The organism is Planktothrix paucivesiculata PCC 9631, assembly GCF_900009265.2.
GTDB classification, from domain to species: Bacteria; Cyanobacteriota; Cyanobacteriia; order Cyanobacteriales; family Microcoleaceae; genus Planktothrix; species Planktothrix paucivesiculata.
The window spans coordinates 52,485-65,086 of record NZ_LR735020.1 but is presented as its reverse complement, the minus strand read 5'-3'; the positions used below and the strand labels follow the sequence as shown (position 1 = coordinate 65,086).

The window sequence follows — 12,602 nt, the reverse complement described above, 5'->3', positions numbered from 1 at the left end:
GATGTCAGAATATAATTTTATTTTAAACTTTAATCTCCCAGATACTAAAGTTAATCCCGATAATTACCTAGAGAGTTTGGCAACAGAAGGCTGTGATGATGCCTTAATTGGAATCGGTAAAAAAGGGAAAATTGCCCTCAATTTTATCCGTGAATCTTCATCTGCTAGAAAAGCAGTTTATAGCGCAATTCAGGATGTGAAACGGGCTATTCCCCAGGCAGTTTTGACTGAAGTTAGCCCGGATTATATTAGTTTAACCGAGGTTGCTAAATTGCTCGGATGTACACGGCAAAATATTCGTAATTTGTTGATAAAGAGTGAAGAAAAATGTCCCAGACCTATCTATAGCGGGACTCCTTCTATCTGGCACTTATCAGATATATTGAACTGGTTATATGAGGAGAAAAAATATAGAAATAGAATTGACCCGACTTTATTAGAGTTATCTAAGGTTAGTAAGGATTTTAATATTGTTAGGCAATGGGAAACAGTTGATTCTGAAGAAAAGGAAAAAATTCAATTATTATTGTAAAAATACGTTATGTGGGCAGTATGAAGATTATCTATTTACCAAATTAATGAAAGATTTAAAACAAATCCCGGTAAAATATCTTCTCCCGATAAGGTGGTAGGATTTTCTAAAATTTCTTTTTCTCTCCCCTGACGATAAATTTCGACTTGACGGTTTTGGCGGTTAATTAACCAACCTAAACGAGAACCATTATCAATATACTCCTGCATTTTATCTTGTAGGGGTTTTAAAGAATCACTAGGCGATCGCAATTCTATGATAAAATCAGGACAAATTGGCAGAAATTTCTCTTGCTGTTCGGGGGTGAGAGATTCCCATTTTGCCAGAGGTATCCAAGCGGCATCTGGCGAACGATCTCCACCATTAGGAAGTTTAAAACAAGTAGAAGAATCAAAGACAATTCCTAATTGAGTTTGTCGATTCCACAAACCCAAATCTAGGTTAATATCTGAGTTTCGTTTTCCCGTTCCCCCTCCGGTGGGCGGCATAATAATTAAGTCTCCTTTGGCGGTTCGTTCTAATTTTAATTCGCGGTTGGCGACACAAATTTGATAAAATTGCTCATCGGTAATTGGGGCAGTTTCTGGATTATTTAAAATTAGTGCCGTCATATTTTTATCTCCTTGATTGAACCTTATCTATCTACACAGTTGTGTTAGAAACCGGGTTTCTAACAGAAACCCGGTTTCTAGTTTCTAGGAATTAAACAATATAAGGAGAATCAACTGCTTGCGCCCGATTAACGGCTACTAAAGTTTGATAGAAAATTGCTGCAATTTCCCCACGAGTAACATCTTTTAACGGGTTAAAAACCTCTTTTTTCGGGTAATTAACCACTATATTTAATTCCGTCGCCGTAATTACTGCATTAGTAGCAAAAGCCGGAATTTGAGCGCGGTCAGTATAAACGCCCAAACTATTAGATGTTCCTCCGGTTAATTTCAAACCATTGATTAAGGAAACAATCGCTTGAGAACGAGTTAAATTTTGATTTGGTCGGAAGGTTTTATCGGGATAACCTGATAGGAAACCCGCCCGATTTGCTTTATCAATTGCCTCTTTTCCCCAAAAATCCGCCGCCACATCAGTAAACACAATTCCTTCCCGAATTGGTGTTAATTCAAACGCTTTCATTAACATTGCAGCGTGTTGGGCGCGGGTTAAGGTGGCATCCGGTTTAAACGAACCATCGGGGAAACCGCTAATAATCCCCATATCCGCTAACCTTTCAATAAAGGTTCTCGCCCAATGGGAGCCAATATCGTTGAATTTCGCCCCTCCGGGAACCGGAGTTGGAGTCGGTGTGGGAGTAGAGCCTCCGGGGGTCGGTGTGGGACTCGGGCCAGGAGTTGGGGTTTGATTGGCACTAAACTCAATACTCCCCAAAGTTCGGGTCGGGTTAATCTGATTTCCCACGGAAACCAAGGTAAATTTACTGGCATTTTGTACATCATATTTGCCATTATCAACAAATACATTTCCCCCATTATCTTGAGGGCTACCCATATCGGGGGCAGAATCAGCAATTACGGTTAAACCATCTTGAAGATTTTTCTTAATTTGATTTTTTCGTAATACCGGTTTAGACTGTCCTGATAACACAATCCCAGAGCGGTTTTCCAGAATTTCGTTTTCAATAATTAAGGGCGAGGCTTGGGCTTGCACAGAAATTGCATACCCGGTATTTTGGAATTTATTTCCCCGAATTTCCCCCTTAGCATTCCCCGCTAAAGCAATACCATTCCCCACATTTTCGATAAAATCACTATTCGTCACCCCAGCAATAGCCGTTCCAGTGGCAAAAACCCCTTCCCGTTTGGATTTGGTCAGGGTACAACTACCGATATTACAGTAAACCGATTCGACCCAAATTCCCGTTCCCCGGGTTTGGTCATTGGTAACGCTGACCCCTTTCACCGTTGAGTTATTTTCCATCAAAATCGTCACATTCTGAGCCGCCGAACTAGGACTACTGAAGCGACCACTCCCCAGAATTACGACATCTTTGCCCTTGGTCGTCTCATTCCCAACGATGGTTACTCCCGAGCGCACAATCAGGGGAAATACTTCCCCCGTAGTGGCGTTATAGGTTCCGGGGGCGACTTGAATTAGGGTTCCCGATTGGGCTTGACTAATAGCTTTGGCAATGGTTTTTAAGGGGGTAGATTGACCGCCGGAGGCTGAATCATTCCCGGTGGCGGAATTAACAAATAAGGTTGCAGATGCGGCAGTTGGTACGCTTTGAGTCACGAGTTGTATAGTTCCTTTTACGCGAGTAGGACTAAGAATATTTCCAAAGGAGGTTAAGCTGGCCGTTCCAGCATTTTGGACATCAAAACCGCCATTATTGCGAATCGTATTTCCGCCTGGGGTTTGGGCGGTTCCTAAATCCGGTGTGGCTTGATTCATAATTACCACCCCATCCCCGCTATTGCGTTCGATTAAGTTTTGACGCAGAATCGGTTGGGAGTCCCCGGCAATTAATATCCCAGAACGGTTTTCGACAATCGCATTATCCCGAATTAACGGAGCGGCTTGATTTTTCAGGGAAATCCCATATCCGGTGTTTTCAAAGGTATTCCCTCCGATTTCCCCTTTCATGTCTCCTTCAATGGAAACCCCATAGCCTTCATTTTGCACAAAAATACTATTGAGAATTTGAGGATTTCCCGAACCTACGGCATAAATCCCTTCTCGTTTGCATCGGGTAAAGGTAGAATTGGCAATTATTGGAGATTGGGATTCAATCCAAACTCCCGTTCCTCGGGTTTGAATATTGGTAACGGTGACGCCTCGCAATTGGGCGTTATTTTCCATCAAAATTGTGATATTTTGACTCCCCGCACTGCTACTGCTGTGAAGTCCATTCCCTTCGATTAAAATGCCACTGCCTTTACCGGACTCATTGCCAATGACGATGACTCCAGAAGCGACAGTAAGGGGAAACACTTCACCACTTAAACTACTATACGTTCCGGGTTCGAGATAAATTGTGGTTCCCGACTGAGCTTGGGAAAGGGCTTTTTTTAGGGTTTTAAAGGGTTTATTCGACTCCCCGGAACTAAAATCATTGCCAGTGGCGGGGTTGACGTAAAGAGCTACCATAATTTTGTTTGTGATGAAACCATCTGCGCTTTATTCTAATCTTTAGTTACACCTCCCGGGTTAGGGATTCGGTCGGAAAACCGGAAAAATTTAATTTATTTTAATAATATTATTTTGGGAGTTCTGTCTTTAGAGGGTGAAACCCTTGGGGGGTTTTGGGGTCAAGATGGGCATAGCCCATCCTAAATTGTTGGCTTTGATTTTAACCGTTGAAGGTACGATTTCGCCATTTGGAGAGTTGAGATTCTCCAAAGGAAGCTAACCCTTGCAGTTCTGAAACCCGTTTTTGCAAAACGTTAATTAAATCATCCTGTTCTTGCAAATAGTTTTTTAGGGCATCATAATTAGCTGTTTCTTGATGTTGAGTTTTAGTGGAAATTAAACTTGCTAATTTTTGTTCAAGAGTTGCCATTTGTGTTTTTTGAGCCGCACAGAGATATTCTAAGTTATGATAATTTTCTTCTGAAATCCCGTTAGCTAATTTTACTTCTAATTCGGCAATTCTCTCTTGTTTAACTTGCATTTGAACTAGAGCACTATTGCTTTTTTCCACTTCTTTTTCCAGGGTTTCAATGCGCTGATTGAGTTGCGCTATCGTTTTTTGTTCCTGTTCTAACTGGTTTTGTAAAGCCTGGTGGGTTTCTGCGGAAATAGTTGCTGTTAATTGTTGCTCTAACTCAGGAATTCGATTTAATTGAGTATGTAATTCAGCAATTGTTGATTCTTGTTGTTTAGAGGTTTCTTGTAAAGCCTGATACGTTTTAGGATCAATGGTTTGTGTTACCTTTTGTTCCAGTTGTTTTTGTTGTTCTGCTTCTTGTTTTAAGGCTTCATGGGTTTGGGCGAGTTGCTTTTGTAACTCTTGAATCGTATTAGCTTGGGCTTCAATCTGTTGTTTTAAGGCTGTATCATCGGTGGCTGGAGTTTCCGAGGACGTTTCTTCCCCCTGAGTTGGCTGATTTAACTGGGATGCTGCCAAACGTTCAAATAATTCTGATTTTGATACTCCTAATTCCTTAGCGAGTGCTTCCACCTGTTGAGCAACATCAGCCGTTAAAGAAACCGTAACTTTTACTTTGTCACTAATGGCAGAAGCGGGACGGGTAGCAGGAGTCGTGCGTTTTTTTCTATTAGTGGCCATGAGAATATATTCCTTATAAATTTCACTGAGAGTGCAAGGATTTAGGATTGGGGATGTTCTATGAACTAAACCCGAAATTTAAAATCATTTATCCTAAATTGATTAATTTGAGGGTCGTAGACTTTCCATCATGAGGGGGTCTGGCTCACTTTTGGGGAGGATAGATGTTTCTAAGGGTTTCAGCTTTAATCTGCTACTAAATTTAACCCTCTAAAGTCTTTAACGGGTGAATACCCAGTTAATACCGAGGGTTAGGTTAGATTGGGTTGTGGCGGGATGTTACAGTATCCTTTTGCCTGCTGGTTCAAAACGTTCACGCTTTGAATTCCTGTTCAACATTATCCTGCAATAGCCTACATTTAGCAGTATAGGTTGGTGCAAACACAAAAAATTGTAAATTTTGTAAAGAATGAAGAAGGCGGTCTGTGGAGCGCGTGTCGTCGCCTGCTAAGGGTTTACGGAATATTATAGCAATCCGTGTAAGATTTATGGAAAAACCATGTAGGGTAAGGCTGCTGAAAAACAAAAAGAAGTGAAAGTTAATCAGATGGAGTTAGACTTAGATATTTGATAATCTCAACCACTATGGGGATTAAAAACCGGATTTCTTAAAGAAACCCGGTTTTTAGGATGTGTGGGAGTTAGGAGTGCGATCGCTTTAATTACACTAATTTATTTATCAATCCGGCTTTTTTACTGTTGAAATAGATAAACTTTGAGACTTTTTAAGAAATTTTTCATCAAAAGTATAAAATTCTAAACAATGATTACTCGCAGCCAAATGAAAAGCATCGGCAAAATCCACACCATTTTCATGCCATTCAATAATTTGTAGAATCAATTTTTCATTTGTTAAATAAACATTTGGTAAACCAAAAACCTTCCTAAAAGATTGGCAAATTTCTAAAGGCTTAAATTTGTAAGCAAACCGCAACACCCATTCAGTTTCTAAGATGACGGTATCAGGAATAAAAATATTTTTATTTTTGAACAATCCTAAACTTTGTTGATACTGTAGTTCATCATCTCTAGTAATAAATCTAACAATAATATTAGTATCAATAGCAATCATTGATTCCATAATTCTTCTATTCCCTGAGCAATTGCTTGATCCATTTCTTCAATTGTTTTGGCTTTTCCTTGATAATTCAAACACCCAGCAACTTCATCTAATCTTGTTTCTGGGAATTTTTTTTTAGGCTTTAATAAAATTCCGTCACCCAGATTAATTATGATTAATTCTTGACCCGCTTTCCAATGATACTGATCTCTTAAAATTTGAGGAATAGTAACTTGACCTTGACTTGACAATTTAGTAATTTCCATTGAAATAATATTTACATACTTTTTCCTCTCTTAAGTTTAACATAGATTACTGTGTATATCAAACCGATTATTATGCGATCGCTTGTCGGGAATGCAGGGAAGTAAGTAGGTGGTCATAAATAGAGTTAAAATAAGAAATGAAGAAATATCAGAGGAATAGTCATGCCACTGAGGTTAAGAATTCAACTAACAGAAGAAGAAAAACAAGAGCTACTAACTCTGTATCAGCAAGAGAAAGTTCCGAAAAGAACAAGGCAGAGAATAGATATATTAATGTTTAGTGATGGAGGATGGATGGTCTCAAAAATAGCCCAGACTTTAAGGTGTTCAGAAGCCATGGTAAGAAAAACAATAACTCGATGGATAAATCAAGAAAAAGAAGGATTATTTGATGCTCCTCGTTCGGGAAGAAAACGGAGGTGGAAAGAAGAAGATATAGAATATTTAGAAACTTGTATAGAGTCAGATGAAAGAACTTATAATAGCCGTCAACTGTCGGAAAAACTTCTGCGAGAGAGAGCGATCGCACTAAGCGCAGAAAGAATTAGAAAAATCTTAAAAAAAAAAGACTGGCGCTGGAAAAGAACAAAAGCCAGTTTAAAGAAAAAACAGAATCCCGAAAAAACAGCGAGCAAGAAAAGAGATTTGGAGACGTTAAAGCGTTATGAAGAAGAGGGTTTGGTCAGATTAAAATATTTAGATGAGGCAGGTTTTTGTTTATGGAGTCCTGTGAGTTACACCTATGTAAAAAAGGGGAAGCAGAAACAAATAAACCAGACGAAAAAGCGAGGAAAAAGATTGAATGTAATTGGAGTATTAGAAAAAGGAAAAAGTTTTGAGTACGGTTTAAGTTTGTCAGGAATTACAAGTGAGAATTACATAAAATTTATAGATTGGCAAGCGGAAAAAGCTGAAAAGCATTTTCAAAATACTCGACAAATTACCGTACTGATTCAAGATAACTACAGTGTCCATAAAAGTCAAAAAATACAAGAAAAAGAAAGGGAGTGGCAAGACAAAAAATTAGAATTTTTCTTCCTGTCTGCTTATAGCCCTGAATTGAATGAAATCGAACCAGAATGGCATCAATTAAAAACTCATGAACTGGCGGGAAGAATGTTTGAAGATGAATATGATTTGAGCCAAGCTGTGATTCAAGCCATTGAAGATAGAAACGAAAGAAATGATTGTACCTGCGATCGCTTGCGATTTAATTCCCTGAGTAACTCTCAAGAATTATCCTAAACAATCTTTTTCTATTATTGACTTTATTTATGACCACCTACTTATTGGGATTAAAAAAGGATTAGAAGATATAGCAACAGGTGATACACAACCCCTACATCAATTCATCGAAGAAATGCAGCATAAACAGGGAATTTCAAGTTAAATTAACCCAGAATGCTAAACTAGAAATAGAATCTGCTTATCTTTGGTTAAAAAATCTTAACCCTAATTATGCTGATCAATGGTTTAGAGATTTAATGAATACTATTGCTACTCTACAAGATCAGCCTAAACGTTTTGCTTTAGCTAGGGAAAACGATGATTTTCCTGAAGAAATCAGACAAATTATTTATGGGAAATCAAGGAATAAATACCGAATTATTTTCACCATTCGAGAGGACATAGTTTATATTCTTTATCTTCGTCATAGCGCACAATCTTCAATTACTTTTAATCCCCTTGATCTGGAGTAAAGTTGTTAATGCGATCGCTTCTTGGGGTGTAGGGTTGTTGATAGTGCGATCACTCATTTTAAATCTCTGAATGGGTTGATAATCTGTAAAGTATCTTCGATGATTAAACCATCTTGCATATCTTCTGAATATAGAATAGTTATATCGCCTAAAATTGCACTAGCAATGATTATACTATCCCAAAATGAAAATAAATAGTAATCCCGCAATTTTACAGCATACTGAATTGTTGCAAAGGAAACAGGTAAAATTTCACATCCCGCTTCAAAATCCTCAATTAGACTTTGAATCTGTGAATTATTAAACCTGGCTTTGCGAATTAAATTTGAGCAGACTTCATTGACAACCTGCGTGCTAATCACGAGGTTTTCTTGACTGGTAATACTTGTAGCTATTTGTTGTTTTTCTCTAGCATCTGAATCATTAGGATTAACGATAAAACGATATAGCCAAATATTAGAATCAACAAAAAAACGTTGCGGTTTACCAGCGTTCATTTGCTTCCTCTCTTGTCAGGGAATGAAAGTCAGGAATCACAATAGGATTTGCTGTTAGTTGAGCAATAATTCCCGTTGTGGGAAAGCCTTTCTTTTTTTTGATAGATTCCGATTCTATAATAAGTTTTACGGTTTGACCCTCTGTTAATTGGAAATCAGCTAAGGGGCGAAAAACCCCGTTTTCAAAAACCGCATTAAAACTTAGTTGGTGCATAATTAATTAGGTGATAATTTAATTCCTTTATATTGTAACCTATTTTATTGTACGAGTGTTTAGGGTGCGATCGCAACAGTATTTTAGCCAGATCACAAATTTCCGGTTATCTCAATCACCAATTATAGTCCCATAAATCACAACTAAATCTTCTGTAAAATCACGTCTGTTTTGTAAAAAATCTGTAAAGATTAAACTATCGGGTTCAGATTGAATACTTATGGTTCCTAAAGTTCAACTCTTACAATCGGCTCTGAGTGATTTATTCGCACAAGTGAACACCACAGGTCATTTAACCCTTGCGGATCGTTATGGACTCCTGGCAGCAATTTTAGATGAATCTCTCTCAGAAGAAGAAAGACTTTGTGTAGATCGATTACTCCGAGGGGTGTCTCGAGGAAAAATTAAAATTGTGGACGAACTTTCAAATGTGCAATGATTAACATTTCCCTTTTTGTCCATCGGGCATAGTCGCCCCACAAAAATTAGTTCCTTGTAATTTAGCATTATTCAGGTTAGCATTTAATAAATTAGCATTATTAAATTGAGCCTCCTCTAAAAACGCTTGATAAAGATCAGACCAAGACAGATCAGCATCCTTTAAATTCGCTTTTCTTAACGTGGTGCTATGGAGTTTTGTATCGCGTAAATCTGCCCCGGATAAATCTGCTTCAATTAAATTAGCTGAACTTAAATCCGCCCCTTTTAAATTAGCTCCTCTCAGGTTGGCTTTTTGCAAATTTGCCCCCAATAAATCCGCCCCTTCTAACTTAGCTTCCGCTAAATTCGCCTGACTCAAATCACATTGTTGACATTGATTGGTACTGATTAATCTTTCCACATCTCCTTGGCGTTCTGCTAAAACCGGAAACCCCAGACCTAAACTAATTAAACCCGTAACAATTATTAATCGTAATTGTATATTTATCTCCGAAGTATTGGTATGGTTTTTCAGCCCTTGAAATAATCCGAAATTGATAATTCTCATAACTTTTTAGGAAAACCAATTAACAAAAGTACCATTATTTGCTATTGTAGGACATTGTTCTGTCATTTCTAAAGCTATGTCTGCGCCCACTAGCGCCCCTAGGATTACCTCCTTTCCCTTAACTGCGGTCATTGGACAAGGTGCCATTAAGCTCGCCCTGTTACTGGCGGCGGTTGACCCGGGTTTGGGGGGTGTGGTGATCGCCGGAAGACGGGGAACGGCTAAATCCGTGATGGCGCGGGCATTACACGCTTTGTTACCTCCGATAGAAGTGGTCAAAGGTGCGATCGCCAATGCTGAACCCGTTGATCAGACGCAACCGACGGAAATTGTCCCCACCGCCTTTGTCCAAATTCCGTTAGGGATCACCGAAGATCGATTAGTGGGTTCGGTGGATTTAGAGCAGTCGGTTAAACAGGGTCAAACCGTATTTCAACCAGGACTTTTAGCCACAGCAAACCGAGGGGTTTTATATGTGGATGAAATTAATTTATTAGATGATAATATAGCCAATTTATTATTAACAGTTCTGACAGAAGGCCGGAATTTAATTGAACGGGAAGGCATTAGTTTTGAACATCCCTGTAGACCTTTATTTATCGCTACCTTTAACCCCGAAGAAGGGTCATTACGAGATCATTTACTAGATAGAATTGCGATCGCCCTATCCGCCGATGGTGTTCTCAGTTTAGATGAACGGGTGCAAGCCGTAGATCAAGTGATGGATTATGCGCGATCGCCCCAGGATTTTTTAACTCAATATAACCAAGAATTAGATGATCTAAAAACCCAAATTATTTTAGCCCGAGAATGGTTAAAAGATGTGGTGATTACCCCGGAACAAATTTTATATTTAGTTCAAGAAGCCGTGCGTGGCGGTGTCATGGGTCATCGGGCGGAATTGTTTGCCGTGCGAGTGGCTAAAGCCTCAGCCGCCTTGGAAGGACGTACCACCGTCAACGCCGATGATTTACGTCGGGCGGTGGAATTAGTGATTGTTCCCCGGGCTAAAATTGTCCCACCCCCCGAAGATCAGCCCCAACAACCCCCGCCACCCCCACCGCCTCAAGATCAGTCCCCGGAAGACCAGGAGCAGGAAGAAGACGAGGACGAGGAAGACGAAGAAGACCAGCCGGAAGAAGAAGCCACCATCCCTGAAGAATTTATTTTCGACCCAGAAGGCGTAATCCTGGATGATAGCGTCTTGTATTTTACCCAAATGGCGAACCGTCAAGGGAAATCCGGCAGCCGTAGCGTGATTTTTTCCGATGATAGGGGGCGGTACATTAAGCCCGTTTTACCCCGGGGGAAAGTCCAGAGAATTGCCGTTGATGCTACGTTACGGGCGGCTGCACCCTATCAACAAGCTCGACGGCTACGGGAACCGGGGCGGAAAGTGATTGTGGAACAAGGGGATATTCGGGCGAAACGGTTAGCCCGGAAATCTGGGGCGTTGGTGGTATTTGTAGTAGATGCGTCGGGTTCCATGGCTCTGAACCGGATGCAGTCGGCAAAAGGGGCGGTGTTACAACTATTAACCGAAGCCTACCAAAGTCGGGATCAGGTGGCGTTGATTCCCTTCCGAGGGGAACAGGCGGAGGTGTTGTTACCGCCCACCCGTTCGATTGCTGCGGCGCGAAAACGCCTAGAACGCTTACCCTGTGGGGGAGGATCACCCTTAGCCCATGGGTTAACTCAGGCGGTGAGAGTCGGGGTAAATGCTAAACAGTCGGGGGATATTGGTCAGGTGGTGATTGTGGCAATTACCGACGGACGGGGAAATATTTCTTTATCTCGGTCTTTGGGAGAACCCCAAATTGAAGGAGAAAAGCCGGATATTAAGAAAGAAATATTAGAAATTGCTGCAAAAATTCGCGGGTTAAAGATGCAATTGTTAGTGATTGATACTGAGAGTAAATTCATTTCTACCGGGTTTGCTAAGGAGTTAGCAAAAACGGCTGGGGGGAAATATTATCACCTTCCTAAAGCTACGGATCAAGCGATCGCCGCCATGACCCAAAATGCTTTAAGAGATGCGATCGGTTCTTAATAGTATTCACTCGCCAAACGATCTTCAAAAATTAGTTGAATAGCCATTTTCAAGCTTTCTTTGGCTTCCTCTATAGTTTCCCCCTGACCATTGGCTCCAGGTATTTCTGGACAAATAGCCCAGTATCCTCCTTCCTTCGCTGTTTCAATGATAGCCGTTAACTTTGCTTTCATGAATATCTCCTTAGATACTGATTGTATCTAGTCAAATAGATGAATGTTCTCTCTATTATAGATTAATATAACGTGAGTTCGATGGAGTGCGATCGCGATAAAACAGACGACTACTGGGCAAGCGATCGCGATAAAACAGACGACTATTGAGCAGGCGATCGCGACAAAACAGATGACTATTGGGCAGGCGATCGCGACAAAACAGATGACTATTGGGCATATGATCTAATCAGTAAGCGTGAGAAAATAGAGATGTAACCAGCAAATATTAGACAATTAAGGAGGCTTTTATGGATCACAGAGCATCACACTTAGACATAACAAAAGTTTTTTGTGACCTGGATGACTTTTGTCAAGTATTTGAACCCTTATTGGCACAAATGTTGTTACCAGAAGTGGTGGGTCAAAGCCGACCCAAAACCCGCTTGACTTTAAGTGAAATAATGACAATATTGATGACCGAAAAGTAGTCCCAGAATTAACAGAGGGAATTGTGGGGAAAATTTTTGGAGACAAGGGATATATTTCCGAAAAATTATTTAGGCAATTACATGAAAAAGGTTTGCAACTGATAACTAGGCTGAAGAAAAACATGAAAAATAAACTAATGTTGTGGTCAGATAAAATGAAATTAAGAAAAAGAGGTATAATAGAATCAGTGAACGATCAGCTGAAAAACTTATGCCAAATTGAACATACAAGACATCGAAGTGTAGCTAATTTTATGGTGAATTTGGTAGCCGGAATGATTGCTTATACTTATCAACCAGAAAAACCATCATTGTATGACATTAAACAACCAGTTTATCATTTTGAATAAACTCAAATTTCCCGCGCATTAAATAAACATTAAAACTGACAAGCTAATTTCACTTC

The 12,602-nt window shown here is 39.9% G+C and carries 15 protein-coding genes and 1 pseudogene; 6 read left to right on the top strand and 10 right to left on the bottom strand.

The genetic code is table 11. The features are described from left to right. Position 1 precedes the first annotated feature (1 nt). A complete protein-coding gene (locus PL9631_RS17355) occupies positions 2-532 on the top strand; it encodes a helix-turn-helix transcriptional regulator (RefSeq protein ID WP_083622257.1) in 531 nt (176 codons plus the stop codon). A gap of 35 nt (positions 533-567) precedes the next feature. Here the strand turns inward: PL9631_RS17355 and PL9631_RS17350 are convergent, their stop codons facing one another. From PL9631_RS17350 to PL9631_RS17330, 5 genes are all read right to left on the bottom strand, one after another. Further along, on the bottom strand, positions 568-1,143 hold the full coding sequence (locus PL9631_RS17350) for a Uma2 family endonuclease (protein WP_083622255.1): 576 nt from the start codon (positions 1,141-1,143) through the stop codon (positions 568-570). A 91-nt stretch (positions 1,144-1,234) separates the two neighbouring features. Next, positions 1,235-3,637 carry a DUF1565 domain-containing protein gene (locus tag PL9631_RS17345; RefSeq protein WP_083622252.1) on the bottom strand — a complete coding sequence of 801 codons (2,403 nt, stop codon included), beginning with the start codon at positions 3,635-3,637 and terminating at the stop codon, positions 1,235-1,237. 202 nt (positions 3,638-3,839) lie between these two features. Continuing rightward, positions 3,840-4,778 (bottom strand): ribbon-helix-helix domain-containing protein, encoded by a 939-nt coding sequence (locus PL9631_RS17340; RefSeq protein WP_083622250.1) that lies wholly within the window; start codon positions 4,776-4,778, stop codon positions 3,840-3,842. A 679-nt stretch (positions 4,779-5,457) separates the two neighbouring features. Next, entirely contained in the window at positions 5,458-5,859 is a 402-nt protein-coding gene (locus PL9631_RS17335; RefSeq protein ID WP_231516769.1) for a type II toxin-antitoxin system VapC family toxin, read from the bottom strand. Next, complete coding sequence (locus tag PL9631_RS17330; RefSeq protein WP_083622248.1) at positions 5,847-6,104, bottom strand: AbrB/MazE/SpoVT family DNA-binding domain-containing protein; 258 nt, start codon at positions 6,102-6,104, stop codon at positions 5,847-5,849. The genes PL9631_RS17335 and PL9631_RS17330 overlap by 13 nt, the downstream gene beginning before the upstream one ends. A gap of 162 nt (positions 6,105-6,266) precedes the next feature. Between PL9631_RS17330 and PL9631_RS17325 the strand changes: the two genes are divergently transcribed. Next, complete coding sequence (locus tag PL9631_RS17325) at positions 6,267-7,349, top strand: IS630 family transposase (protein ID WP_083616166.1); 1,083 nt, start codon at positions 6,267-6,269, stop codon at positions 7,347-7,349. Between the two features lie 80 nt (positions 7,350-7,429). Further along, on the top strand, positions 7,430-7,804 hold the full coding sequence (locus tag PL9631_RS17320) for a type II toxin-antitoxin system RelE/ParE family toxin (protein WP_231516768.1): 375 nt from the start codon (positions 7,430-7,432) through the stop codon (positions 7,802-7,804). 53 nt (positions 7,805-7,857) lie between these two features. Here PL9631_RS17320 and PL9631_RS17315 read toward each other — a convergent pair whose 3' ends face one another. Next, a complete protein-coding gene (locus PL9631_RS17315) occupies positions 7,858-8,301 on the bottom strand; it encodes a PIN domain-containing protein (RefSeq protein WP_083622245.1) in 444 nt (147 codons plus the stop codon). Continuing rightward, positions 8,288-8,515: an antitoxin family protein gene (locus PL9631_RS17310; RefSeq protein WP_083622242.1), complete on the bottom strand. Its 228-nt coding sequence runs from the start codon at positions 8,513-8,515 to the stop codon at positions 8,288-8,290. The genes PL9631_RS17315 and PL9631_RS17310 overlap by 14 nt, the downstream gene beginning before the upstream one ends. Before the next feature lie 220 nt (positions 8,516-8,735). On the opposite strand from PL9631_RS17310, the gene PL9631_RS17305 reads away from it, so the two are divergent. After that, on the top strand, positions 8,736-8,954 hold the full coding sequence (locus tag PL9631_RS17305; protein WP_083622240.1) for a hypothetical protein: 219 nt from the start codon (positions 8,736-8,738) through the stop codon (positions 8,952-8,954). Here the strand turns inward: PL9631_RS17305 and PL9631_RS17300 are convergent, their stop codons facing one another. Further along, on the bottom strand, positions 8,955-9,503 hold the full coding sequence (locus PL9631_RS17300) for a pentapeptide repeat-containing protein (protein ID WP_083622239.1): 549 nt from the start codon (positions 9,501-9,503) through the stop codon (positions 8,955-8,957). 76 nt (positions 9,504-9,579) lie between these two features. On the opposite strand from PL9631_RS17300, the gene bchD reads away from it, so the two are divergent. Then, a complete protein-coding gene (gene bchD / locus PL9631_RS17295) occupies positions 9,580-11,553 on the top strand; it encodes a magnesium chelatase ATPase subunit D (RefSeq protein ID WP_083622237.1) in 1,974 nt (657 codons plus the stop codon). On the opposite strand, the gene PL9631_RS17290 is transcribed toward bchD, so the two are convergent. Then, a complete protein-coding gene (locus tag PL9631_RS17290; protein WP_156090607.1) occupies positions 11,550-11,726 on the bottom strand; it encodes a type II toxin-antitoxin system HicB family antitoxin in 177 nt (58 codons plus the stop codon). The two genes, bchD and PL9631_RS17290, sit on opposite strands and share 4 nt — an antisense overlap. A gap of 55 nt (positions 11,727-11,781) precedes the next feature. After that, a complete protein-coding gene (locus PL9631_RS17285; RefSeq protein ID WP_156090606.1) occupies positions 11,782-11,946 on the bottom strand; it encodes a hypothetical protein in 165 nt (54 codons plus the stop codon). Between the two features lie 70 nt (positions 11,947-12,016). Here PL9631_RS17285 and PL9631_RS27545 point away from each other — a divergent pair. Continuing rightward, a pseudogene (locus PL9631_RS27545) lies at positions 12,017-12,546 on the top strand (transposase). Positions 12,547-12,602 lie beyond the last annotated feature (56 nt).